Source organism: Streptomyces sp. H39-C1 (assembly GCF_027158125.1).
GTDB classification, from domain to species: Bacteria; Actinomycetota; Actinomycetes; order Streptomycetales; family Streptomycetaceae; genus Actinacidiphila; species Actinacidiphila fildesensis.
The window spans coordinates 13,040-36,391 of sequence record NZ_JAPVLS010000090.1 but is presented as its reverse complement, the minus strand read 5'-3'; the positions used below and the strand labels follow the sequence as shown (position 1 = coordinate 36,391).

General features: G+C 74.1%; 19 protein-coding genes and 1 pseudogene. 11 read left to right on the top strand and 9 right to left on the bottom strand.

The genetic code is table 11. The annotated features are described in order from the left end of the window. The first annotated feature begins 27 nt into the window (after positions 1–27). Entirely contained in the window at positions 28–945 is a 918-nt protein-coding gene (locus O3W51_RS38930) for an SGNH/GDSL hydrolase family protein (protein ID WP_381588128.1), read from the top strand. Positions 946–1,118: 173 nt separating this feature from the next. On the opposite strand, the gene O3W51_RS38925 is transcribed toward O3W51_RS38930, so the two are convergent. From O3W51_RS38925 to O3W51_RS38915, 3 genes are read right to left on the bottom strand one after another with little or no spacing between them, the layout of a single operon-like run. Further along, entirely contained in the window at positions 1,119–2,033 is a 915-nt protein-coding gene (locus O3W51_RS38925; RefSeq protein ID WP_269288636.1) for a biotin-dependent carboxyltransferase family protein, read from the bottom strand. Beyond that, a complete protein-coding gene (locus O3W51_RS38920) occupies positions 2,030–2,647 on the bottom strand; it encodes a 5-oxoprolinase subunit B family protein (protein ID WP_138357780.1) in 618 nt (205 codons plus the stop codon). Before O3W51_RS38920 ends, O3W51_RS38925 begins: the two co-directional genes overlap by 4 nt. Then, positions 2,644–3,417: a LamB/YcsF family protein gene (locus O3W51_RS38915; RefSeq protein ID WP_138357781.1), complete on the bottom strand. Its 774-nt coding sequence runs from the start codon at positions 3,415–3,417 to the stop codon at positions 2,644–2,646. The genes O3W51_RS38920 and O3W51_RS38915 overlap by 4 nt, the downstream gene beginning before the upstream one ends. Positions 3,418–3,550: 133 nt before the next feature. Between O3W51_RS38915 and O3W51_RS38910 the strand changes: the two genes are divergently transcribed. From O3W51_RS38910 to O3W51_RS38900, 3 genes and pseudogenes are all read left to right on the top strand, one after another. Then, positions 3,551–5,092 (top strand): hypothetical protein, encoded by a 1,542-nt coding sequence (locus tag O3W51_RS38910; RefSeq protein ID WP_232485780.1) that lies wholly within the window; start codon positions 3,551–3,553, stop codon positions 5,090–5,092. A 154-nt stretch (positions 5,093–5,246) separates the two neighbouring features. Further along, positions 5,247–6,146: pseudogene (locus tag O3W51_RS38905) on the top strand (hypothetical protein); the annotation flags it as partial. Positions 6,147–6,298: 152 nt separating this feature from the next. Continuing rightward, the gene (locus O3W51_RS38900) at positions 6,299–10,957 is read left to right on the top strand and encodes a hypothetical protein (RefSeq protein WP_269288634.1); all 4,659 of its coding nucleotides are present in this window, start codon (positions 6,299–6,301) and stop codon (positions 10,955–10,957) included. A 106-nt stretch (positions 10,958–11,063) separates the two neighbouring features. On the opposite strand, the gene O3W51_RS38895 is transcribed toward O3W51_RS38900, so the two are convergent. Continuing rightward, positions 11,064–11,456 (bottom strand): hypothetical protein, encoded by a 393-nt coding sequence (locus tag O3W51_RS38895; RefSeq protein ID WP_138357783.1) that lies wholly within the window; start codon positions 11,454–11,456, stop codon positions 11,064–11,066. Between the two features lie 270 nt (positions 11,457–11,726). On the opposite strand from O3W51_RS38895, the gene O3W51_RS38890 reads away from it, so the two are divergent. From O3W51_RS38890 to O3W51_RS38875, 4 genes are read left to right on the top strand one after another with little or no spacing between them, the layout of a single operon-like run. Next, the gene (locus O3W51_RS38890; protein WP_138357784.1) at positions 11,727–14,216 is read left to right on the top strand and encodes a sensor histidine kinase; all 2,490 of its coding nucleotides are present in this window, start codon (positions 11,727–11,729) and stop codon (positions 14,214–14,216) included. Continuing rightward, a complete protein-coding gene (locus tag O3W51_RS38885; protein WP_138357785.1) occupies positions 14,213–14,635 on the top strand; it encodes a roadblock/LC7 domain-containing protein in 423 nt (140 codons plus the stop codon). Before O3W51_RS38890 ends, O3W51_RS38885 begins: the two co-directional genes overlap by 4 nt. A gap of 31 nt (positions 14,636–14,666) precedes the next feature. Further along, positions 14,667–15,059: a DUF742 domain-containing protein gene (locus O3W51_RS38880; protein WP_138357786.1), complete on the top strand. Its 393-nt coding sequence runs from the start codon at positions 14,667–14,669 to the stop codon at positions 15,057–15,059. Beyond that, positions 15,040–15,648, top strand: a complete 609-nt coding sequence (locus tag O3W51_RS38875; protein ID WP_138357787.1) for a GTP-binding protein — start codon at positions 15,040–15,042, stop codon at positions 15,646–15,648. The genes O3W51_RS38880 and O3W51_RS38875 overlap by 20 nt, the downstream gene beginning before the upstream one ends. A gap of 10 nt (positions 15,649–15,658) precedes the next feature. On the opposite strand, the gene glpK is transcribed toward O3W51_RS38875, so the two are convergent. From glpK to O3W51_RS38850, 5 genes are all read right to left on the bottom strand, one after another. Further along, positions 15,659–17,191: a glycerol kinase GlpK gene (glpK, locus tag O3W51_RS38870; RefSeq protein ID WP_138357788.1), complete on the bottom strand. Its 1,533-nt coding sequence runs from the start codon at positions 17,189–17,191 to the stop codon at positions 15,659–15,661. Positions 17,192–17,202: 11 nt separating this feature from the next. Beyond that, the gene (locus tag O3W51_RS38865) at positions 17,203–17,934 is read right to left on the bottom strand and encodes an MIP/aquaporin family protein (RefSeq protein ID WP_138357789.1); all 732 of its coding nucleotides are present in this window, start codon (positions 17,932–17,934) and stop codon (positions 17,203–17,205) included. Between the two features lie 152 nt (positions 17,935–18,086). Continuing rightward, positions 18,087–19,274 carry a lipid-transfer protein gene (locus tag O3W51_RS38860; RefSeq protein ID WP_138357790.1) on the bottom strand — a complete coding sequence of 396 codons (1,188 nt, stop codon included), beginning with the start codon at positions 19,272–19,274 and terminating at the stop codon, positions 18,087–18,089. Further along, on the bottom strand, positions 19,271–19,762 hold the full coding sequence (locus O3W51_RS38855) for a Zn-ribbon domain-containing OB-fold protein (RefSeq protein WP_138357791.1): 492 nt from the start codon (positions 19,760–19,762) through the stop codon (positions 19,271–19,273). The genes O3W51_RS38860 and O3W51_RS38855 overlap by 4 nt, the downstream gene beginning before the upstream one ends. A 124-nt stretch (positions 19,763–19,886) precedes the next feature. Further along, complete coding sequence (locus O3W51_RS38850) at positions 19,887–20,240, bottom strand: DUF962 domain-containing protein (protein WP_269288631.1); 354 nt, start codon at positions 20,238–20,240, stop codon at positions 19,887–19,889. Between the two features lie 130 nt (positions 20,241–20,370). Here O3W51_RS38850 and O3W51_RS38845 point away from each other — a divergent pair, with 130 nt between their 5' ends. The 3 genes from O3W51_RS38845 to O3W51_RS38835 are packed head-to-tail and all read left to right on the top strand — an operon-like array spanning position 20,371 to position 23,308. After that, positions 20,371–21,234 carry an NUDIX hydrolase gene (locus tag O3W51_RS38845; RefSeq protein ID WP_138357793.1) on the top strand — a complete coding sequence of 288 codons (864 nt, stop codon included), beginning with the start codon at positions 20,371–20,373 and terminating at the stop codon, positions 21,232–21,234. Continuing rightward, entirely contained in the window at positions 21,231–22,262 is a 1,032-nt protein-coding gene (locus tag O3W51_RS38840; RefSeq protein WP_138357794.1) for a molecular chaperone DnaJ, read from the top strand. The genes O3W51_RS38845 and O3W51_RS38840 overlap by 4 nt, the downstream gene beginning before the upstream one ends. 47 nt (positions 22,263–22,309) lie before the next feature. Beyond that, positions 22,310–23,308 carry a hypothetical protein gene (locus tag O3W51_RS38835; protein ID WP_269288629.1) on the top strand — a complete coding sequence of 333 codons (999 nt, stop codon included), beginning with the start codon at positions 22,310–22,312 and terminating at the stop codon, positions 23,306–23,308. Positions 23,309–23,352: the final 44 nt, after the last annotated feature.

The following is a 23,352-nucleotide window of genomic DNA, read 5'->3' as shown; positions in this document are numbered from 1 at the left end:
GTCCACCCGGGCCGCTGGGGAGACCCCGTGACCGCCCCCGTCCTGGCACCCGACCCCCGGCCGGGCGGCCGGCACGACCACCCGCCGGCCGGACGCCTGGCGGACGGGCACCCGCCGGCGATCCGCTTCGCCGCGCTGGGCGACTCCCTCACCGAGGGACTCGGCGACCCCGGTCCCGACGGGCGGTGGCGCGGCTGGGCGGCGCTGCTCGCGCCCGGCCTGGGAGCGGGGCCCCACGACGTGGAACTGCTCAACTGCGCCCACAGCGGCGCGCTCACCTCCGACGTGGCGGGGCGGCAGCTCGACGACGCGCTGCGCTTCCGGCCGCATCTGGCGTCCGTCCTGGTCGGGGCCAACGACACACTGCGCGGCTCGTTCGACATCACCGTCGTCGCACGGCGCCTCGACGCCGTACTGGGCGCGCTGCGGGCCGACGGCTCCGGCGTGCTGACGGCCTGCCTCCCCGACCCGGGACGCGCCATCGGGCTGCCCTGGCCGCTGGCCCGTCCGCTCGCCCGCCGGATGCGGGCGGTCAACCACGTGGTGCACGTCCTGTCGCAACGGCACGGCGCACTCCATCTGCACGCGGCGGACCGGCCGTGGACGGCGGACCGTGCCGCGTGGAGCGCGGACCGCCTGCACCCCAGCGAACTCGGGCACCGGCTGCTGGCCGGCGAGTTCCACGCCCTGCTCACCGTGCACGGCCTCGCCGCCGGCGAGCCCCCGCACCCCGACCCCGCAGGACCCGGCCCCTCACGGGCGGCGGGCGCCTGGTGGATGGCGACCCGCGGCACCCACTGGATCGCGGACCGCTGCACGGATCTGCTCCCCGGACTCCTCCGCCTCGCCGCCGCGGAATGCCGCCACCGGGCCGCCGGCACCACCCACGTCCTGGACACCCGGGTCCACGACCTGACCACCGGGGCGCTGGCCGCGCTCGACTAGGGCGTGTTGCGAAGGTCCCGCCTGGCCCACGACGCCTGGCACGCGCCCTCGCGGCGTTGTCGGGCTCGTCCACGTACGTCCGGTACGAGGACGGCCCTCCGCCTTGCGAGCGCACGCACCGGACGCCGTGGGCCACGCCCTCCGGGCGAACGGCGCTCCTTTCGCAACACGCCCTAGCCGCGGCCGCGCCGGAACCCGCGCCCGTGCACCGGGAGGAACCGTACGGGCGTGCCGGGGACGGCCTGCGCCGCCGCGGCGAGCCGCGGCTCCGGCACGACGCCGATCACGGGATAGCCGCCGGTGGTGGGGTGGTCGGCCAGGAAGACGACCGGGCGGCCGTCGGGCGGCACCTGGACGGCGCCCAGCACCATCCCCTCGCTGGGCAGCTCGCCGTCGAACGCCCGCCGCAGCGCGGGGCCTTCGGTGCGCAGCCCGATGCGGTTGGAGGCGGCGGAGACGGTGTACGCGCCGGCCGCCAGCAGCCGTGGCGCGTCCTCGGCGAACCAGTCGTCACGCGGGCCGAGCACGAGCGGCAGGACGAGTTCGGCCGGCGGCGCGGGCCACGGCATCGTGTCGGCGTCGCGGGACCTCCCGCGGGGGGCGCCCAGCGGGAGCGTGTCGTGCTCCGACAGCGGTGGCGGGCCGAGCCCCGAGAGCAGGTCGGCGGAGCGGCTGCCGAGCACCGGCTCGACGTCGATGCCGCCCGCGAGCGCCAGATAGCAGCGCAGTCCGCCCTCGGCGGCGCCGAGTTCCAGGACGGCGCCGGCCGGCACCAGGACCGCGGCGCCCCAGGGGGCGGGGCGGCCGTCGATCCGGACGGCGCAGGGCGCGCCGGTGACGGCCGCGACGACGGGGCGGTCCGTCCGCACCGCGCAGCCGTTGACGGTCGTCTCCAGGGTCGCCGCCCCGTCCGGGTTGCCGACCAGCCGGTTGGCCCGGCGGTGCGCGGGCGGGTCCAGTGCCCCGGAGCGCGGCACACCGAGGTGGGCGTGGCCCGGCCGCCCGAGGTCCTGCACGGTCGTCAGCGCGCCGGCCCGCACCACCCGCACCGACCCCCGCGCCGTGTCACGTTCCGCGTGCTGTGTCATGCCGCGTCCCGCGTGAAGCGCACCTGGGTGCCGGGGGTCAGGAGTGCCGCCGGCTCGCGCCGCGGGTCCCACAGGACGGCGTCGGTGGTGCCGATCAGCTGCCAGCCGCCGGGGGAGGAGCGCGGGTAAACGCCCGCGTACGGTCCGGCCAGCGCCAGCGAACCGGCGGGAACCGAGGTCCGGGGGGTGGCCCGGCGCGGTACGTGCCGGTGCTCGGGGAGTCCGGTCAAATACCCGAAACCAGGAGCGAAGCCGCAGAACGCCACCCGGAAGACGAGGCCGCCGACGATGTCCGGGACCTCCTCGGGTCGAACGCCCCACAGCCCGGCGACGTCCGCCAGATCGGGCCCGTCGTACCGCACCCGGATCTCCGTCTCCGCCCCGGCTTCCGCCGTGAGCGGCGGGACGGTCCAGGCGGCGAGCTCCACGGCGAGCGCGCGGGGGTCGGCCAGGCCGTCGAGCAGGATCGTGCGGGCCGCCGGCACGATCTCGCGCACCTCCGGCAGCGTCCCGGCCGCCCGCCGCCGCAGCAGCTCGGCGTGGAACGCCCCGACCTCGCCGTCCGCGTCCAGCTCCACCAGCAGCGCGCGTTCCCCCACCGGGAGCGTCCTCATGCGAAGGGCCGCAACGAGACGCCCGCGTCCTGGAGTTCGCGCCGCACCCGCCGCGCGAGGTCCGCCGCGCCGGGCGTGTCGCCGTGCAGGCACAGCGACCGCGCGCCGGCGGCGATCCGCCGGCCGCCGGCCGCGACGACCTGCCCGTCACGGGCGACCGCCAGGGCCTGCGCGACGACGGCGTCGGCGTCCTGGAGCACCGCGCCCGCCTCACTCCGCGGCACGAGGGTTCCCCGCTCGGTGTAGGCGCGGTCGGCGAACGCCTCGGCCACCGCTGTCAGCCCGGCCTTCTCCGCCGCGGCCAGCAGCTCGGAGCCGGGCAGCCCCAGCACCGGCAGCCCGCCGTCCGGCCCGCCGGCCAGCAGGACGCCCGCCACCACGGCGGCGGCCTGCGCCGCGTCTCCGACCGTCCGGTTGTAGAGCGCGCCGTGCGGCTTGACGTACGAGACCCGTGAGCCCGCCGCCCGAGCGAAGACGTCCAGGGCGCCGATCTGATAGGCGACTTCGGCGGCCAGCTCGTCCGATGGCACGTCCATGGCGCGCCGCCCGAAGCCGGCCAGGTCCCGGTAGGAGACCTGCGCGCCGATCCGTACGCCGCGCTCGGCGGCGAGCGCGCAGACCCGCCGCATCGTGACCGGATCGCCCGCGTGGAAGCCGCACGCGACGTTGGCGCTGGTGACGACGGAGAGCAGCGCGTCGTCGTCGGTGAGGGTCCACCGGCCGAAGCCCTCGCCGAGATCCGCGTTGAGATCGATGACCATGTCCGCCATGGTGCCATCGGGTACGGCTCTGACAGGGCCTGTCTTCGAAGTGGCGGCGTCCGCCCGCCGGGCAGGCGGCAGTTTGACGACAGGCCCTGGGGGTGACTTGTGGCCGGGCGGGTGATCCGTGCCGTTTCGTTCGATGTCGGTGGCACCGCCTAATGTGTGCGTCGTGACCGTAACCACCCCGTACCCGACGACGGGCGCGCCCCGCCCCGCTCCGGGCCCGGCCGCCGACGAGGGCCTGGCCCGCCGCCTCAAGGCGCTCGCGTGCACCGCGCCGCTGCACGACCTGGACGTGCGCAAGGCGAACCTGGCCGGTGAGTACTCGGTGTACGCGATGGCGGAGGTGGCGCTGTCCGCCATCGACATGGTCACGCTCAACATGGACTTCGACACCGGGGCCGACCCGGAGCAGATAGTGACCAGGCTGCTGCCCCGGGTCGCCGCCCAGTCACCGCGCCGGCCCGTCGAGGAGCACGAGCGGGTCGCCCGCTGGGTGCTGGAGAACCTGATCAACGTCGGCAGCGTGGACCGCGGCTTCCGCGCGGTCTACGGCACCTTCGGCGCCGACGGAGCGTACGTCCGCCGTGACTACGACTTCAAGCTGATCGAGGAGGTGCCGGGCCCCGGCGGCGGCGTGTATCTGCGCACCACCGACGAGGCGGTCAACGTCCTGGTCGGCGCGCTCGACACGGACGTCACCAGCGCCCAGATCGCCGCCGAGGTCAAGCTGGAGGTGCTGATCAGCCGGGGACGGCTGGCGGACGCCCAGCTCGCCGCCGAGCAGGCCCGCTACCGGACCGTGCAGTACGCGGAGACGCTGCGCCGCGCCCTGGAGGCGACCCGGCGCAATGTCCGGGCGGTGGACTGGCTGCGCGCCGTCCCGGACATGATCGCCGAGGCGCTGGACCACGTCGCCGACCGGTACCGGCACGAGAACGCGATCCTCACCAACATCCGCAAGGCGCGCGACGAGGCGGAGGACCCCGAGCACAAGCGGCGGGCCGCCGAGCTCGTCGACATCGTCAAGGACTGCATCCGCCGCCACACCCAGCTGCAGTCCCGGCTGCTGGAGGCCGGGCCGCTGTTCCGCGCGGAGCAGGACCGCCAGGCGTTCGCGTCGGCGCCCGCCCGGGCCGGGCTCGACCTGTACGGGCAGCTGGTCTCGCCCGTCCTGCCGCTCCCCGTCGAGCAGGCGTCCCGGGTCACCGACGCCTTCTTCGCCCGCGGCGCGGGCTTCCGCACCCCGCCCGCGGTGCGGATCTGCGACCTGGTGGACGTGCTGCTCACCCCGCCCACCGAGCGCGAGCACCTGGGCGCGGCGATGCCGGAACCGGACCTGGTGGCCACCCCCGCCGACAGCCGCTTCACCGAGGAGCAGCTGGAGAGCGCGCTGGAACTGCTGGACCTGCCGGACGACGCGCCGCGCCGGCTGTCCGGGCTGCTCGCCGACGCCCGCCGCCGCGACCCCGAACTGCCCTACCTCGTCGCCCTGCTGGCGGTGCACGCCGCCAGCCCGCCGGTCGGCACCGCCTACCGGCAGGGCGAGCCGCGGCTGCTGTTCTCCGTCGACGACGGCGAGGAGCTGACGGATCCGGAGTTCGGCGGCGCCGACCTGATCGTGGGCACCGCCCGGCTCGACACGGCCGGGATGGCCGCGGCCCGTTCGGAGATCGCATGACAGCCGCCGCACCCACCCGGGCCCCCGGCCCCTCCCCCAGCTACCGCTGGGAGGTGCCCCCAGGTCGGCGGGGTCTGGTACGCACGCTCCCTGGGCGTTGTCGTCGAAGTCCCGCCGAGCAGCCATCCGCCGTCCGCCCCGAGGAGATCCACCCGTGACCGAGTACCGCGACGCCGAGACCGCGCCGCCGGCCGCGTACGGCGATGCCGCGCCGGCCGCGCGATCCGGCGCCCCGTCACCCGTCACCGCGGCCGACGCGGCGGACGCCGCCCGGCTGGTCTCCTACGGGCTGCAGCCCAAGCTGCTGCCGGCCCGGGACGCGGAGTACGCGGAACTGATCCGCAGACACCGCGAGGAGCCCGCCTTCGCCCGGCTCGCGGACGCCGTCGCCGCCGGGCTCGGCCTGATCGTCCTGGAGGTGTCGCCGCGCGCCGGGATGGCCGTGGCCGCCGCCGAGGACTCGGTGTTCGCGGTCCGGATGGGCGAGTACTCGCGGCGGGCCGCCTCCGACGCCGCCGACCGCTTCCTGCACGGCCTGGCGCACCTGGCCACCGCCACCATGGCGTTCCCCCGCCCCGAGGACCTCGCGGACGACGGGTACATCGGCCGGATCACCGTCAACGGCATCGACGGGTTCGTCCGCCAGGCCTGCCGCCGGCTGGAGGAGCGCGCCGAGGAGCAGGGCGAGAACACCGACCCGGCCAGCGACGCGCCCGGCCTGGAAGCGGCCTGGCGGGTCTGGACGCGCCGCAGCGCCACCGGCGCGACCAAGGACGCCCGGCGGCTGGCCGGTTCCACCACCGGCATCGTCGGCAAGGCGGTCGCCTTCCTCGTCGACTCCGGCTTCCTGCAGCGCACCGGGGACGACGCGGGCGGCACGTTCCGCACCACGGCCCGGTACCAGCTGCAGGTCAGGGACATGGCGGGCAGCGCGGCCATGGCCGAACTCCTGGAGCTGGGCGTCGTCCCGGTGAGCGACGGTTCCGCGACCCTGCTGCCGCCCGACGACACCGGGGAGCTGGACCTCGTCGCCGAGGCCGGCCTGCCGTTCCACGAGAGCGACAGCCACCGGGGCGACGGCCACCGGGGCGACGGCCACCGGAGCCACGGCCGCGAGAGCCGGCACAGCCAAGAAGACCAGCACAGCCACTCCTGAGCCGTAACCACCCGCGCGCCCACCCGCGCAGATAACGAGAGTCCGCCGCCATGTACGAGCTGTCCCGGCTCCGCCTGTACTCCATCGGCCCCGCCGGTGCGCGGTACGCAGACACCGTCCTGGACCTGCGGGGTGTCGGCGCGCCCGTACCGCAGCCCGCGCCCGCCCAGGCCGAGTTCTTCCAGGACGAGCCGACCGGCCCGCTGCGCCGCCCCGCCCCCGCGGGCGTGCTGTTCCTGGAGAACGGCGGCGGCAAGTCCGTCCTGCTCAAGCTGATCTTCTCGGTGATGCTGCCCGGCCACCGCAACACCCTCGGCGGGGCCAGCTCCGGCGTGCTCCGCAAGTTCCTGCTGGCCGACGACTGCGGGCATGTGGCGCTGGAGTGGCAGCACACCGTCACCGGCGAGCTGGTGGTCGTCGGCAAGGTCAGCGAGTGGCGCGGCCGCCAGGTCTCCTCCGACCCGCGCAAGTTCGCCGAGGCCTGGTACTCGTTCCGCCCCGGCCCCGGGCTCAGCCTGGACTCGCTCCCGGTCGCCGAGTCCACCGCCGTCCGGCCGCCCGCCGAGGGCGCCTCGGGCGCGACGGGCCGCCGCCGCACCATGAAGGGCTTCCGCGACGCCCTCACCGAGGCCGGCAAGTTCTACCCGCACCTGGAAGTGGTGTGGGAGGAGATCCACGACCGGTGGAACGAACACCTCGGTGAGATCGGCCTGGACCCGGAGCTCTTCCGCTACCAGCGGGAGATGAACGCCGACGAGGGCGAGGCGGCCGGGCTCTTCGCCGTCCGGCACGACTCCGACTTCGCCGACCTGCTGTTGCGCGCCGTCACCGACACCCGGGACACCGACGGACTCGCGGACCTCGTCCACAGCTTCGCCGGCAAGCTCGGCCGCCGTGCCGAACTGACCGCGGAGCGCGACTTCACCGCCGGCTCGCTGGAGCTGCTGGAGCGGATCGTCGAGCACGCCAGTGCCCGTGAACTGGCGCGCGGCATCCACACCCAGTCCGAGCGGCGCACCCGCGCCCTGGCCCGCCGGCTGTCCGCGCGCGCCCGGGAGGAGCGCGGCCGCGGCGCGGAACTCGCGCAGAACACCGACCGGGCCGCCCAGGCCGTCACCGACGCCGACCGGGCCCGCGGCCGCAGCGCCCTGGTGGCCGCCGAACTCGCCTACCGGCACGCCTCGCTGGCCCTCGCCGCGTCCGACAAGGCCGCCGCGGGACTGCGCCGCGAGCTGAACGAGGCGCGCACCCTGCACTCCGCCTGGCAGGCGGCCGAGACGGTGCTGCGGCACCGCGCCGCCGGAGACCGGCTGGCCCGGGTCAGCGCGGCCATCCAGGAGGCCGAACGCGACGCGGCTCCCGCACTGGCCGCCCGCACGCTGGCCGCCGGTGACCTGGTGCGCGCGCTGCACGCGGCGGCGGACGGCGCCGACCAGCAGGCGGACCGCGAGGAGGAGCGCTCCGCCGCGCTCCAGGAGCAGTCCATGGCCGCCCACCGGGACGCCACCGCCGCGGCCACCGAGGCCCAGCGGTCCCGCAGCGAGGCCGGCCACCTCGGGCAGCGGCTCGCCGAGGTCGCGCAGGAGACGGCCGAGGCCGTCGGCGCCGGCTGGCTCGACGACTCCGCCCCGGACGCCGACCCGGCCCGTGCCGCACTGGAGGCCTCCGACGCCGAGCGCGTCGCCGCCGCCGGCGCCGAGGCCGCCCGGGAGACCGCGCGCCAGGCCGCGGAGGCCGCCCACTCCGCCGACGTCCGCGTCGCCGAGGCCCTCGCGGCAGAACCACGGCTGTCCGAACTCCTCAGCCTGCCGGGCCCGACGGCGAACGAGTCCGTCACCCGGGACGCCATCCCCGGCCCCCGCGGCTCGGCGGCCTCCGCCGGCGACCGGCACCGCCCCGACGCCGCGCCCGCCGCACCGCACCGCCCCGACGCCCGCCCGCTGGGCGCCATGGAGCTGGACGCGTTCGCCGAACCGCTGCGGGAGCTGCTGGACGGCACCGTCGCGGCCGCCGAGCGGCAGCTGTTCGACCTGCGCACCACGGCCGCCGACGACGCGCGGATCCTGGCGGCGCTCGGTGACGGCGGCCTGCTGCCGCCCGGCCCCGACGTGCTGGCCACCGTGGAGTACCTGGGCGAGCACGGCATCCCCGCACTGCCCGGTTGGCGCTACCTCGCGCAGGCCGTGGACCCCGCGGACCACACCGCCGTGATGTCGGCGCGCCCGGAGCTGGTGGACGGCGTCGTCGTCACCGACCCGGAGACGTACCGCAGGGCCCGCGAGGTCCTCGCGCAGGCGGCCCTGCTGCCCCGCTCGACCGTGGCGGTGGGCACCGCGGCCGCCCTGCTCGCACCGACCCCCTCGGGCGGCGACGGGTCCGACGTGTTCCTCGTCCCGCCGAACCCCGCGATGCACGACGAACTGGCGGCCGACGGCGAACGCCAGGAGCTGCGGACCCGGGCGAGCGCCCGGGAGGCCGAGATCCGCGCGCTGGCCGCCCGGCTCGGCCATGACCGGACGCTGGCCGCGCGGCTCGCGTCCTGGCGGTCCGGCTGCCCGCAGGGGCAGCTCGGCCAACTCGCGGTGGCCGTGGAAGCGGCCGTGGAGGCCGTGGCGGCGGCCCGCGCGGAACTGACGGAGGCGCGCGCCCGGCGCGCCGAGGCGGACGAGGTGTCGGCCGAGGCGGCCCGGGAGCGCGACGCGCGCCCGGACGCGGCGCAGCAGGCCCGGCGCCGCGCGGAGCTGCGGGCCGGGCTGGCCCACCGGCTGCGCGACCGGGCCCCCTGGCAGCGCCGTACCCGGGAACTGACCGAGGACGCGTCCGAGGCCGAGGCCCGCGCCGAGACCTGTCTCGCACTGGCCCAGGCGGCCGACGAGGACCGCAGGGCCGCCCAGCGCGGCGCGGACGACGCCCGCCGCACCGCCCGGGTGCTGCGCGCCGAACGCTCCGAGATCGCGGGCGCGCCCGACGAGCCCGCGCGGGACACGGCGCCGCCCTCCGGCGAATCGCTCCCCGCGCTGCGCGAGGCCTACCGTGCGGCCTCACAGCTGTACGAGCAGGTCGGCGTCGGCGCGGACCTGCGCGCCGAACAGGCCCGCGCGGAGAGCACCGAGAGCTCGGCCCTCACCGAACTGGACCGGCTGACCAACAAGGTCCGCAGCCGCGCCGCCCAGCTCCTGGAGGGTTCCGACGGCGCCGACGGCCCGTCCCGGCAGGCCGCCGCGGCCCGCGCCGAGCAGCTCGTCCAGACCATCGAGGCCCGCGCCTCCGCGGCCAGCGAGCAGCTGGGCCGGCTGCGCGGTGAATCCGAGCGGCTCGCCCCCGCCACCGGGGAGTCGCACACCGAGCTGCCCGCCGGACTGCTGCCGCGCGACGCCGGGCACGCCCAGGAGCTGCTGCGCGGCGCCAACGGCGAACTCGCCGCACGCACCGAGGCACTGGACGAGGCCCGGGGCGCGCACGCGGACCTGGTGCGCTCGCACCGGGCCGCGGAGGACGCGGCCGGCGGCTTCGACGAACTGGCCGCGCTGCTGCGCGATCTGCTCAGGGACGGCCCGGCGACCCACGAGGAGGCCGAAGCGGAGCCCGAGCCCTACGCGGGCACCCTGGAGGAGGCCCGTACGGTCTCCGCCGAGGTCCGCCGGAGCCTGCGCGGCTGCGCCACCGACCTCTCGGCGGCCGAATCGCAGCTGCGCGAGGCGTCCGACATCCTCGTGCGCCATGCCAACGCCGCCCGGTTCGAGCAGGTCAGGACCCCGGCCCGGCAGCAGATCCGTGAACTGCCGGCGGCCGGACTGCCCGAGCACGCGGCGGCCTGGGCGGTGGCGTTCGCGCCGCGGCTGCGGGTGCTGACCGACGAGATGCAGCAGTTGGAGCGCAACCGCGACAGCATCGTGGACCGGCTGCGCGGCCTCGTCGAGTCCTCGCTCGCCACCCTGCGCTCCGCCCAGCGGCTCTCCCGACTCCCCGAGGGGCTGGGCGACTGGTCCGGGCAGGAGTTCCTGCGGATCCGGTTCGAGGACCCGGACCACGCGGCGCTCACCGAGCGCCTCGGCGAGGTCATCGACGAGGCGACGAGCGCCGCCGTCCGCAAGAACTCCGACCTGCGCCGGGACGGGATGTCCCTGCTGCTGCGCGGCGTCGCGGCGGCGCTCCAGCCGAAGGGGATCTCCGTGGAGATCCTCAAGCCGGACGCCGTGCTGCGCGCGGAGCGCGTCCCGGTGGGTCAGATGGGCGATGTGTTCTCCGGCGGCCAGCTGCTCACCGCGGCCATCGCGCTCTACTGCACGATGGCGGCGCTGCGCAGCAACGACCGGGGCCGCGACCGGCACCGGCACGCCGGCACGCTCTTCCTGGACAACCCCATCGGCCGGGCCAACGCGACGTATCTGCTGGAGCTGCAGCGGGCGGTCGCCGACGCGCTGGGCGTCCAGCTGATCTACACCACCGGCCTGTTCGACACCACGGCGCTCGCCGAGTTCCCGCTGGTCGTCCGGCTGCGCAACGACGCGGACCTGCGCGCCGGGCTGAAGTACATCACCGTCGAGGAGCATCTGCGGCCCGGTCTGCCCGTCCAGGACACCGGCAGCGAGACGGTGCACGGGGAGATCACGGCCACCCGGATGTTCCGCCGTCCGCCGGAGCAGTCACGACCGCAACCGCAGTCGCAGGAGGCTCCGTCACAGGAAGCTCAGCCGCAGCCCCGGTAGCCGTGGTCGGGCCGGGGCAGGAGCGGGGGCCGGCGGCCGGGTCCAGGGTCCGGATCCGGCCCCGGGGGTCCTTCACGGCCGGTTCAGGGGCCGCCGCACGCCCGGTTCAGGCCCGCGACAGCGACCGGGGTATGTGCCCGCGCGGCTTCGGCTTCCCCGCGGTCCGTTCCTTGCGCCGTGCCCTGCGCCGCTCCCGGCGCAGCGCCCGCGCGGCGCTGCTCGGGCTGGAGACCACGCCGTTGCGCTGGTTCCACACCTGCCGGGTCACCCACACGTCCAGCACCGCCCAGGTGGCGACGATCGTGCTGACCACGGTGAAGATCATGGCCGGAGCGGACCACCAGGAACCGCCGAAGGTCAGCAGCGTGGTGATCACCGCTTCTATGAGGGTCACGGACGCGATCATCACGGCGCGGACGGCAGCGGCCCGGACAGGATCGGCCATCCGCGGGGTACCGACGGGATCTTCGACCCACAGGGAGAGGGGTTCTGTGTCCATGGAAGGTGACTGCCCGCAAATCGCCCTCGACATTCCGCAGTACCTTTCCAGCCACTCGCGGCAACGGTGCATCGCGCCCGAACCGGGGTGTCCCGCACCACCTTGCCATCCGGGTTGCCCGGATTAAACCCGAAAACAAGCCATCGGAAAATCTGGCCGACGGACTCCGGCCACCGGACTGGCTTTCGAGTTACCTGTGAGGCAGTAGTAGGCTCGCGCAGATTCCATGCGATCGAACACCCCCCGAACGGGGCTGACGTTGGGGAGGCCATGCGCTTTCGCGGTACGACGATCCGCCGGAAGATCGTGGCGCTGCTGCTGATTCCGCTGGTGTCGCTCACAGCCATCTGGGCATTCGCCGCCACGCTCACCGGCCGCGAGGTCTGGGGTCTGCTGGACATCGAGCGCATCGTCAACGACGTCGGCTACCCGACCGAGGACGCGGTCCAGGCCCTGCAGCAGGAGCGGCGCGCCGCCATCCTGTACCTGGCCGACCCCCGCCGTTCGGACTTCAAGGCCGGGCTGGCCAAGCAGGAAGCCGTCACCGACAAGGTCTTCGCCAAGTTGCGCACCAACGCGTTCGACTCGGGCGTCAGGTCCGACCTCAGCGGGGAGGCCAAGCTCCGACTGGACGCCGTGACCCAGGGGTTCGAGGGACTGCCCGCGCTGCGCGCCAAGGTCGACGGCCAGACCATCACCCGTAACGACGCCTTCGGCGCCTACAACACGATGGTCGACCCCTGCTACGACTTCCTCGACTCGCTCAGCCCGCTGAACAACGTGTCGCTCGACAGGCAGGGCCGCGCCCTCATCGTGATCACCCGGGCCCGGGAGGCGATCAGCCGCGAGGACGCGCTGATGGCCGCGGCCATCAGCGCCGGCCGGATGAGCCCGCAGGAGTTGCGTTCCTTCACCTTCGCCGTCGGCGAGGAGCGGGACTACTACGACGACAACCTCAAACTCCTTCCCGACGACGAGCGGACGCTCTACGACGAGTTCTGGCGGGGCGCCACCGGCAAGGCACTGCGCACCGCGGAGGACTCCGTGATCGCCGCGGGCGCTGCCGCCGCGCCGCGCGCCGCCGACCGGGCCTCCTGGCTCGGCACCGCGACCACCGCGCTGGGCGACCTCGACCGGATCGGCGTCCAGTCGGGCGACCTGCACAAGAAGCGCGCCGAGCCCTACGCCCTCAAGCTGTTGATCATGGCGGCCGTCGCGGGCGGCCTCGGCCTGATCGCCGTCTTCGCCTCGATCTTCGTCTCGGTACGCATCGGCCGCAGCCTGATCCGCGACCTGTCCGGGCTGCGCAAGGAGGCCCAGGAGGTCTCCGGCACCCGGCTGCCGCGCGTCATGCGGCGTCTCGCCGCCGGCGAGAAGGTCGACGTCGAGACCGAGGTGCCGCGGCTGGAGTACACCGACGACGAGATCGGGCAGGTGGGCAAGGCCCTCAACACCCTGCAGCGCGCCGCCGTCGAGGCGGCCGTCCGCCAGTCCGACATGCGGCGCGGCGTCTCCGACGTCTTCGTCAACCTCGCCCGCCGCAGCCAGGTCCTGCTGCACCGCCAGCTCACCCTGCTGGACGCCATGGAGCGGCGCACCGAGGACACCGAGGAACTCGCCGACCTCTTCCGGCTCGACCACATGACCACCCGTATGCGGCGGCACGCCGAGGGCCTGGTGATCCTCTCCGGTGCCGCGCCCTCCCGGCAGTGGCGCAAGCCCATCCAGCTCATGGACGTGGTGCGCGCGGCGGTCGCCGAGGTCGAGGACTACGAGCGCATCGAGGTCCGCAGGCTGCCCAGGCTGGCGGTGGCCGGCTCGGCCGTCGCCGACGTGACGCACCTGGTCGCCGAACTCATCGAGAACGCCGCCGTGTTCTCCCCGCCGCACACCGCGGTCCGGGTGCACGGCGAGCACGTCGCCAATGGCTTCGTCCTGGAGATCGACGACCGAGGCCTCGGCCTCACCCCGGACGCGCTGCTGGAAGCGAACCTGCGGCTCGCCGAGACCCCCGAGTTCGAGCTGTCCGACACCGACCGCCTCGGCCTCTTCGTCGTCAGCCGGCTCGCGCAGCGGCACGGCGTACGTGTCTCCCTGCGCCTGTCGCCGTACGGGGGGACCACAGCGGTCGTCCTCATCCCGGCCACGCTGCTCACCGATGCCGGTGAGGACACCGGAGCGACCCGCCTCGGCGGGATCCTCGGGGCGGAGGAGATCGACATGGACCCGACCGGAACCGAACTCTCCTTCCGGCAGTGGGGACTCGAGACCGCCGGGAGCGAGAACGGCAGGGAGCACGTCCAGGTACCGGACATCGCCCCCGAACCCGTCGCCCCCGGTCCTGACGGCGGTGACGGCGAACCGCTGCCGCTGCCGCGCCGCCGGCGTACCGCCCCGGTCCTGGTCTCGGACCGGGGCCGCCCGGTCGCCCCGCCGACCGTCCCCGCGGCCCGCTCCGCGGAGCCGTCCGGCCCGTCGGCACCGACGGCGGCCCTGCTGCCGAAGCGCGTCCGGCAGGCCAACCTCGCCCCGCAGCTGCGCGTCGAATCCGTGTCGCAGGACACCGGGACCGCGGTGCGGCCCGGCGCCGGGGCACCGCGCGAACGCACCGCCGACGAGGTGCGGGACCGGATGGCCGCGCTGCAGCGCGGCTGGCAGCGTGGGCGCGAACACGACATCGCAGAAGACAGCGTCGGCCCGCACGGCCCGGGCGACGAACCAACAGCACCGAGAACGACTCCTGAGGGGAACGGTCGATGACCGCACCATCGAGCCCGACACGCGAGCTGAGCTGGCTCCTTGACGACCTGGTCACCCGCGTGGCCAGCATCCGCAAGGCCCTGGTGCTCTCCGGCGACGGCCTGGCGATCGGCGCTTCGGACGGACTGACCCGCGAGGACTCGGAACACCTCGCCGCCGTCGCCTCCGGCTTCCACAGCCTGGCCAAGGGCGTCGGCCGGCACTTCGACGCGGGCGGGGTCCGGCAGACCATGGTGGAGCTGGACGACGCCTTCCTCTTCGTGACCGCGGCCGGCGACGGCAGCTGTCTCGCGGTACTCAGCGACGCCGATTCCGACGTCGGGCAGGTGGCGTACGAAATGGCGCTGCTGGTCAAGCGGGTCGGCGCCCACCTGGGCACCGCGCCCCGCACCGACAGCGGCGCGGCCCTCAGCGGCTGACGGCATGACCTGAGGACGGGTACGGGGTGACATGACTTCAGAAAAGGACCGATGGTACGACGACGCCGCCGGCCCGGTGGTGCGTCCGTACGCGATGACACGTGGCCGCACCAGCCACGCCGCCGAGGGCCGGCTCGACCTCATCGCCCTGGTGATGACCGAGCCGGAGGGCGAGGACGGCGCGGCCGAGGGCGATCACACGCTGTCGCCCGAGCACCTCGACATCGTCGACCGCTGCCAGCTGATGGCGACCTCGGTCGCCGAGCTGGCGGCCGATCTCGATCTGCCGGTGGGCGTGGTGCGCGTGCTCGTCGGCGACCTGCTGGACGCGGAACTCGTCCACGTCAGCATGCCTGTTCCGCCGGCTGAACTGCCGGACGAGAGCATTCTCCGAGAGGTGATCAATGGGCTTCGGGCGCTCTGACCGACGCCGCAGGTCCGCCCCCGATCCGGTAGCGCTCAAGCTGCTGGTCGCGGGCGGTTTCGGGGTCGGCAAAACGACGTTGGTGGGTGCGGTCAGCGAGATCAGGCCGCTGCGCACCGAGGAACCGCTCAGCGAGGCCGGCCGGCCGGTCGACGACATCCACGGTGTCGAGGCGAAGAGCACCACCACCGTCGCCATGGACTTCGGGCGGATCACGCTCCGCGAGGACCTGGTGCTCTACCTGTTCGGCACGCCGGGACAGGACCGCTTCTGGTTCCTGTGGGACGAGCTGGCCCAGGGCGCGCTCGGCGCGGTCGTGCTGGCCGACACCCGCCGCCTGGAGGACTGCTTCGCCGCCGTCGACTACTTCGAACGGCGCGGCATCCCCTTCACGGTGGCCGTGAACGTCTTCGACGGCGCCACCCAGCACGCGACGGAGACGGTCCGCGACGCGCTGGACCTCGACCCGCACGTACCGGTCGTGATGTGCGACGCGCGGGACCGGGCCTCCGCCAAGGAGGTGCTGATCACCGTGGTCGAGCATGCCGCGAAGGTGGCGGCGGACCGCCGGGAGCCCGCCGCCACCTGATGCCGAAGGTCTAGGGCCGGTCGTCCTGACCGTCCTCGTCCTGCCAGCCGAAGCTGCGCTCGACGGCCTTCTTCCACCGCCGGTACTCGCGCTCCCGGGTCTGCTCGTCCATGCCCGGGGTCCACTCCGTGTCGCGCTTCCAGTGCGCCTTGAGGGTGTCCAGGTCCGGCCAGACCCCGGTGGCGAGGCCGGCCGCGTAGGCCGCGCCCAGACACGTCGTCTCGGCGACCACCGGCCGGATCACCGGTACCCCCAGGACGTCCGCCTGGTGCTGCATCAGCAGGTTGTTGACGGTCATGCCGCCGTCCACCCGCAGCGAGGTGATCCGCACCCCGGAGTCCTGGTACATCGCGTCGACGACCTCGCGGGTCTGCCAGCTGGTCGCTTCCAGCACCGCCCGCGCGAGGTGCGCCTTGGTGACGTAACGGGTCAGACCGGTGATCACCCCGCGCGCGTCGGAGCGCCAGTACGGGGCGAACAGACCGGAGAAGGCGGGCACGATGTACGCGCCGCCGTTGTCCGCGACGCTGGCGGCCAGCGGTTCGATCTCGTCGGCGGAGCGGATGATGCCGAGCTGGTCGCGGAACCACTGCACCAGGGCGCCGGTGATCGCGATCGAGCCCTCCAGGCAGTACACCGGCGCCTCCCCGCCGAGCTGGTAGCCCACGGTGGTGATCAGGCCGTTCTTGGAGGGCACCGGCCGGGTGCCGGTGTTGAGGAGCAGGAAACTGCCGGTGCCGTAGGTGTTCTTGGCCTCGCCGGGTTCGTAGCAGGTCTGCCCGAAGACGGCCGACTGCTGGTCGCCGAGCGCGGCGGCCACCGGCACCCCCGCGAGCTGGCCGACGGCGGTGCCGTACACCTCGGAGGAGGACCGGATCTCCGGCAGGATCGCCTCGGGGATGTTCATCGCGCTGAGGATCGACGGCTCCCACTGGAGCGTTTCCAGGTTCATCAGCAGGGTGCGCGAGGCGTTGGTGACGTCGGTGACGTGCACCCCGCCGTTGACACCGCCGGTCAGATTCCAGATCAGCCAGGAGTCGATGGTGCCGAAGGCGATCTCGCCGTTCTCGGCGCGCCGCCGCAGGCCCGGCACGCTGTCCAGCAGCCAGGCCGCCTTCGGCCCGGAGAAGTAGCTGGCCAGCGGTAGCCCGGTCAGCTCGCGGAAGCGGTCCTGGCCGTCCTGGCCGCCGAGTTCGTCGCAGAGCGCGGCGGTGCGGGTGTCCTGCCAGACGATCGCGTTGTGCACCGGCCGGCCGGTGGCCCGGTCCCACAGCACCGTGGTCTCCCGCTGGTTGGTGATGCCCAGCGCGCTGAGCTGGTCCGCGCGCAGTCCGGCCTTGGCGAGCGCGCCCGCCACCACCGCCTGCACCTTGGACCAGATCTCGGTGGCGTCGTGCTCCACCCAGCCGGGCCGGGGAAAGATCTGCCGGTGCTCGCGCTGGTCGACGGCGACGATGGAGCCGTCGGTGTCGAAGACGATGCACCGGCTGGAGGTCGTGCCCTGGTCGATGGCGGCTACGTACGTGACGGACTCGTCGCTCATGACGGCTTCCCTTAGAACGCGGCGTTGTAGAGGGCCCCCGAGAGCGCGCCGCCGATCAGCGGACCGGCGACCGGCACCCAGGCGTAACCCCAGTCGGACGTGCCCTTGTTGGGGATGGGCAGCAGTGCGTGGACGATGCGCGGGCCCAGGTCGCGGGCCGGGTTGATGGCGTATCCGGTGGGGCCGCCGAGCGACAGCCCGATCCCGACGACCAGCAGGGCGACGATCAGCGTGGTGGTGCCGGACTCGCCCAGGCCCTTGTTGCCGGGGATGGCGAGCACCGGCAGCACGAGTCCCATGGTGGCGATCACCTCGGTGACGAGGTTCTGCCAGGGGACGCGGATCTCGGGGACGGTCGAGAAGATCCCCAGGGTGCCCAGCGGTTCCTCGTCCTGGCCGGTGTTGGCGGCGAACTGGCCGTAGTAGGCCAGCCAGGCCAGGGCCGCGCCGGCCATCGCGCCGATCAGTTGTCCCGCCAGGTAGTACGGGGTCTGGTCCCACTGGCCGGTGTCGATGGCGATGCCGAGGGTGACGGCCGGGTTGAGATGGCCACCGGACAGCGGCCCGGCGGTGTACGCCCCGGCGAGGACCCCGAAGCCCCAGCCGAAGGCGATCACGATCCAGCCGGAGGCTCTCGCCTTGGAGTGCTTGAGGGTGACCGCCGCGCAGACCCCGGCGCCGAACAGGATGAGGATCGCGGTACCGATGATCTCGCCCAGGAAGACGTCTCCGTTGGAATGCATGGCGGGCTCCTTCGTGCGGGCTGCACTGACCGGGCTTGTGCCATCCGAAGAGCGCGCGCGACATCACCAGCGGTGGAAAAGGACCTCCCGCGGGCCTGCGCACCACCGGAAGTGTTCACCTGGTGTGATGGAGCGTCAAGGCCGCGAACGGTTCACCGCACGGCCACCACCGAGGAGCCGTGGCCGAACAATCCCTGGTTGGCGGTGATCCCGGCCCGGGCGCCCGGCACCTGCCGGTCACCCGCAAGACCGCGCAACTGCCAGGTCAGCTCGCAGACCTGGGCGATGGCCTGGGCAGGTACCGCCTCGCCGAACGAGGCCAGTCCGCCACTGGTGTTGACCGGGATCCGGCCGCCGAGCGCGGTCGCGCCGTCCCGCAGCAGCTTGGCGCCCTCGCCGGGCGCGCACAGCGCCAGGTCCTCGTACCACTGGAGTTCCAGGGCGGTGGACAGGTCGTAGACCTCGGCCAGGTCCAGGTCCGACGGGCCGATCCCGGCCTCCTCGTACGCGGCCGCCGCGATGGATGCCCGCAGTCCCAGCGCGGGCGGCTCCACCGCGGCCGCCGAGTCGGTGGCGAAGTCCGGCAGGTCCAGCACGGTCTTGGGATAGGACGGGGTGACGGTGGAGACCGCGCGGATCCGCACCGGGTCCGTGGTGTGCCGGCGGGCGAACTCCATGCTGGAGAGCACGACCGCGGCGGCCCCGTCGGAGGTCGCGCAGATGTCGAGCAGCCGCAGCGGATCCGCGACGACCGCGGAGGCGGCCACCTCGTCCGCCGAGACGGCCTTGCGGTAGCGGGCGTTGGGGTTGGCGGCGCCTGCTGCCGAGTTCTTCACCTTGACCTGCGCGAAGTCCTCCAGGGTGTCGCCGTGCAGGGCCATGCGGCGGCGCGCGTAGAGGCCGAAGTACGTGGGGTTGGTGGCGCCCAGCACACGGAAGCGCAGCCAGTCCGGGTCGTCGGGGCGGTTGCCGCCGGCGGGGGCGAAGAAGCCCTTGGGCGCGGCGTCCGCGCCGATGACCAGGGCGACGTCCGCCATCCCGGCCAGGATCTGGGCCCGCGCGGCGTTGACGGCCTGCGCGCCCGACGCGCAGGCGGCGTACACGCTGGTGACGCGGGCGCCCTGCCAGCCCAGCGCCTGGGCGAAGGTGGCGCCGGCGACATAGCCGGGATAGCCGCCGCGTACGGTGTCCGCGCCCACCACGAGCTGGATGTCGGTCCAGGCCAGCCCGGCGTCGGCGAGGGCCGCGCGGGCGGCGGCGACGCCGTACTCGGTGAAGGACCGGCCCCACTTGCCCCACGGGTGCATGCCCGCGCCCAGCACTGCCACGTCGTCCGTCATCGGTCGCCTCCCAGGGGCTGCCAGTGCCAGGTGGTCCAGGTGGTCTCGTCGTCCTCGTTGAGCACACCGGGGACGAGTTCGACCTCCATGCCGACGGCGAGGTCCGCCAGGGCGGTGCCCGGGGCGGCCTGGCCGAGCACCACCATGCGCTCCGCCGCGAGTTCGACGGCGACCAGGACGTACGGCTCCCACTCGCGGGCGGGGTCGGAGACATAGGGCGCGGGCGGCCGGTAGCGCCCGTCGGTGTACGACCAGACGCGGCCGCGCCGGGACAGCGGGGTCTCCTCCAGCGTGGTGCCGGAGCAGGCCGGGTTGCGGCAGAAGGTGTCCTCCCGGGGGAAGAACACCGAACCGCAGTCCTGGCAGCGGGTGCCGATCAGCCGGAAGTCCTGGTCGGCGCCGGTGCCTTGGGCGGCCGGTCCGTCGTCCGTGTGCGGTCCGGCCTCCGTGAACCAGCCGGCCACCACAGGTTTGCGCGCTCGCGCCACGTGCCGCCTCCCCTTTGAATCTGACGGTTCGTCAGAAGTCTGCCACGGCAGGGCGGGAGAGGGAATGGCGGGGCCGGGGCCGGGCGCCGGGCCCGGTCGTCCGGAAGGCGCGTGCGCGGCCGGGTCAGTCCTGCGGCTGCTCCGCGAGCCACTTCGCGGCGATGTCGCCCAGTTCCGCGTCCCGGCCGGCCAGCATCGTCGCGATCATCTTCGCGTCGCCGCGCAGCGACCAGGCGGGGTGGCCGAACGAGGCCGGGTTGTTCTTCTCGATCAGGAAGTGCGCCGGCCAGGCCGTCCCGTAGCCGATCAGCGGCAGCGCCGCCAGATACCGCCGGTGCCCCCGGGCCAGCCCGTACGCGCTGATCGCGAGCCCGGTCAGCGTCCCCGTCAGGTGCACCCAGCGGGTGGCGGACCGGGAGTGCATCGCCACGTAGTAGGGCCAGAAATCCTCGAACGAATCGAATGTCCGCTGCGTCATGTCCGCACGCTAACCCCGGGGCCCGCCCGGCCGACAGGCCCCGAACACCTGGACGCCGTCAGAGGGCGGTGCTAAGTTCTTCTCGAACAGAGAATTACTCAATGTGAGAAGAACTCGACGAGGGGAAGCCATGGCACCGCAGCAGGAGGAGGACCGCTTCCTCGCCGCCTACGACCCGCGCGCCTTCGACCCGATCGCCGTGACCGTCGACGTGGTCGCCCTGACGCTGCGCGAAGGCGCCCTCCATGTGCTGCTGGTCCGCCGGGGCGCGCCGCCGTTCGAGGGCGCCTGGGCGCTGCCCGGCGGATTCGTCCGGGCCGGACGCGAATCGCTCGGCGAGGCCGCGGCCCGGGAGCTCGCCGAGGAGACCGGTCTCGACGCCGCCGACGGGCTCGGCCGGGTGCACCTCGAACAGCTCGGTTCGTACGGCCGCCCCGAGCGCGACCCGCGGATGCACGTGGTCTCCGTTGCCCACCTCGCCTTCGCTCCCGACCTCCCGGACGCGAGGGCCGGCAGCGACGCCGCGGCGGCCGCGTGGATCTCCGTCGTAGAACTTGAACCCGGATGGCAACCGGACGCGGCGGACCCGCGTCCCAACGAACAGGGCCGGCGGTCCGGGGCCCACGGGGGTGGTCCCGGCCGCCGGCCCGAAGGCCCCGAGCTGGCGTTCGACCACGCCGGAATCCTCGCCGACGGCCTCGACCGCGCGCGCTCGAAGATCGAGTACACGCCGCTGGCCACCGCCTTCCTCGGCGAGGAATTCACCATCTCCGAACTGCGCGCCGTCTACGAAGCCGTCTGGGGCGCGACCCTGCACGCGGGCAACTTCCACCGCAAAGTGCTCTCGGTCCCCGGCTTCGTCGAGTCCACCGGAGGCACCGCCACCCACGGCAGCGTCCGTGGCGGCCCGCGCGCCCGGCTGTACCGCGCGGGCGACGCCCGCCTCCTGCACCCCGCCCTGCTGCGCCCGGACCGCGAGGAGACCGTGCGATGACCCTCACCAGCGGCGCCGTCCACACCTTCGACCAGGCACTGGACGCCCTGCGCCACGGCTTCCCCGAGGACTTGGCGGCCGCCACCCGGCTGCACCGCCGGCTGGCCCGGCTGCTGCACCCCGACACCGCGCCGCCCGGCCGCCGGCCGGAAGCCTCCGCCGCCTTCCTGGCCCTGGCCGAGCGGTGGCGGGAGTACCTCGACGCCGCGAACCCCGCACCCCGCACCGTCACCACCCGCCGGCACACGTACCTGCTCGGCGACCCGCAGGCCACCGGCGACCTCGCCGTACTGCGCCGCGCCTCCTACCGGCGCGCCGACGGGACCCGGCACGACGCGCTGCTGAAGATCCCGCTGCAGCCGTACGACAACGATCTGATCGAGCACGAGGCCGCTGTGCTGACCCGCCTCGACACCGAGGCGGAACCGCGCCACCGCGCCTACGCCCCGCGGCTGATCGAGACGTTCCGGCACCGCGACACCGGCGGCACCGAGCGCCGGGTCAACGCGCTCGAACCGCTGGACGGCTTCCACAGCCTCGCCGAGGTCGCCGCCGCGTACCCCGGGGGCCTCGACCCGCTGGACGCCGTCTGGATGTGGCGCAGGCTGCTGGTCGCGCTCGGCTGGGCGCACCGGGCCCGGCTGGTGCACTGCGCGGTCTTCCCCGAACACGTCCTCATCCACCCCGGGCTGCACGGGCTGGTGCTCGTCGACTGGTGCTACGCGACCGCCACCGGCACCACCGCGCCGGTCCTCATAGAGCGGCACCGAGACCGGTATCCGCCCGAGATCCCCGGCCGGCGGCCGGTCACCGAAGCCACCGACCTCCACCTCGCGGCGCGCTGCATGGAGCACCTGATGGGGGAGCGCACCCCGAAGCCGCTCGCCGCCTTCATCCGCGGCTGCACGCTCCCCGGTGAGGCGGGCCGGCCGCACGACGCGTGGCGGCTGCTCGCCGAGTTGGACGAGCTCCTGGACCGGCTCTACGGGCCGCGCACCTTCCGCCCGTTCACCATGCCGGCCGCATAGCGACAAACCGACAACTACACCCGATCACATCAACAAGGGGGAACACCATGGGCAGCGGAAGCTGGTCGACCAATGTCTACGACGCCGCCGCACGCTACCGCGCCGCATCCGGCGCCGGTGCCTTCGCGTACAGCGACCACGTCACCTCGTCCGCCCCGCGCGGCTCCTGGACGGCGCACCCGTCCCTCGACCCCAAGGACCTCACCGTCCGCGAGAGCCGGGACTCGGCGGAGCACCCCGCATCGGTCGCCATCTCGGTGCTCTTCGACGTGACCGGCTCGATGCGGTCCGTCCCGCAGACACTGCAGACCAAACTGCCCGAGCTGTTCGGGCTGCTGCTCCGCAAGGGCTACGTCGAGCACCCGCAGATCCTCTTCGGCGCGGTCGGCGACGCCACCTGCGACCGGGTGCCGCTGCAGCTCGGGCAGTTCGAGTCCGACAACCGGATGGACAACGACCTCGGCAACATCCTGCTGGAGGGCGGCGGTGGCGGGCAGATGACCGAATCGTACGAGCTCGCCATGTACGCGATGGCCCGGCACACCTCCATCGACTGCCACGAGAAGCGCGGCCGGCGCGGCTATCTGTTCCTCATCGGCGACGAGATGCCGTACGGCAAGGTCAAGGCCCGCGAGGTCCGCGACGTCATCGGCGACGACCTGCGGGAGGACATCCCGATCACCGCGATCATCGCCGAGCTGCGCCGGAAGTTCGACGTGTACTACATCCTCCCGGCCGGGGCCTCGTACGTCGGCAACACCGAAGTCCTCGGCCTGTGGCGCAAGCTGCTCGGCCAGAACGTCATCGAACTCGACGACCTGGACGCGGTCTGCGAGACGATCGCGCTCACCATCGGTCTCGGCGAGGAGGCCATCGACCTCGCGGAGGGGCTCGCCGACCTCGACGACGTCGGCTCGGACGCGGGCGCCTCGGTCGGCAAGGCCCTCGCCGCGATCGGCCGCGACCGCGCCACCGGCCCGGCCGCAGGCGCCCCCCTGATCGACGGCGCGACCACCACCGGAGCCGCGGGTACGACGCGTCTGTGAGCTGAACAGGGACGCGCCGGCGGGGGCACGGCGGGGTGTCCCCG

Bases quoted from the DNA above. Each gene is read 5' to 3' on its own strand.
- O3W51_RS38925 (WP_269288636.1), bottom strand. From the start codon at position 2,033: ATGACACAGCACGCGGAACGTGACACGGCGCGGGGGTCGGTGCGGGTG.
- O3W51_RS38920 (WP_138357780.1), bottom strand. From the start codon at position 2,647: ATGAGGACGCTCCCGGTGGGGGAACGCGCGCTGCTGGTGGAGCTGGAC.
- O3W51_RS38915 (WP_138357781.1), bottom strand. From the start codon at position 3,417: ATGGCGGACATGGTCATCGATCTCAACGCGGATCTCGGCGAGGGCTTC.
- O3W51_RS38910 (WP_232485780.1), top strand. From the start codon at position 3,551: ATGTCGGTGGCACCGCCTAATGTGTGCGTCGTGACCGTAACCACCCCG.
- O3W51_RS38900 (WP_269288634.1), top strand. From the start codon at position 6,299: ATGTACGAGCTGTCCCGGCTCCGCCTGTACTCCATCGGCCCCGCCGGT.
- O3W51_RS38895 (WP_138357783.1), bottom strand. From the start codon at position 11,456: ATGGACACAGAACCCCTCTCCCTGTGGGTCGAAGATCCCGTCGGTACC.
- O3W51_RS38890 (WP_138357784.1), top strand. From the start codon at position 11,727: ATGCGCTTTCGCGGTACGACGATCCGCCGGAAGATCGTGGCGCTGCTG.
- O3W51_RS38885 (WP_138357785.1), top strand. From the start codon at position 14,213: ATGACCGCACCATCGAGCCCGACACGCGAGCTGAGCTGGCTCCTTGAC.
- O3W51_RS38880 (WP_138357786.1), top strand. From the start codon at position 14,667: ATGACTTCAGAAAAGGACCGATGGTACGACGACGCCGCCGGCCCGGTG.
- O3W51_RS38875 (WP_138357787.1), top strand. From the start codon at position 15,040: ATGGGCTTCGGGCGCTCTGACCGACGCCGCAGGTCCGCCCCCGATCCG.
- glpK (WP_138357788.1), bottom strand. From the start codon at position 17,191: ATGAGCGACGAGTCCGTCACGTACGTAGCCGCCATCGACCAGGGCACG.
- O3W51_RS38865 (WP_138357789.1), bottom strand. From the start codon at position 17,934: ATGCATTCCAACGGAGACGTCTTCCTGGGCGAGATCATCGGTACCGCG.
- O3W51_RS38860 (WP_138357790.1), bottom strand. From the start codon at position 19,274: ATGACGGACGACGTGGCAGTGCTGGGCGCGGGCATGCACCCGTGGGGC.
- O3W51_RS38850 (WP_269288631.1), bottom strand. From the start codon at position 20,240: ATGACGCAGCGGACATTCGATTCGTTCGAGGATTTCTGGCCCTACTAC.
- O3W51_RS38845 (WP_138357793.1), top strand. From the start codon at position 20,371: ATGGCACCGCAGCAGGAGGAGGACCGCTTCCTCGCCGCCTACGACCCG.
- O3W51_RS38840 (WP_138357794.1), top strand. From the start codon at position 21,231: ATGACCCTCACCAGCGGCGCCGTCCACACCTTCGACCAGGCACTGGAC.
- O3W51_RS38835 (WP_269288629.1), top strand. From the start codon at position 22,310: ATGGGCAGCGGAAGCTGGTCGACCAATGTCTACGACGCCGCCGCACGC.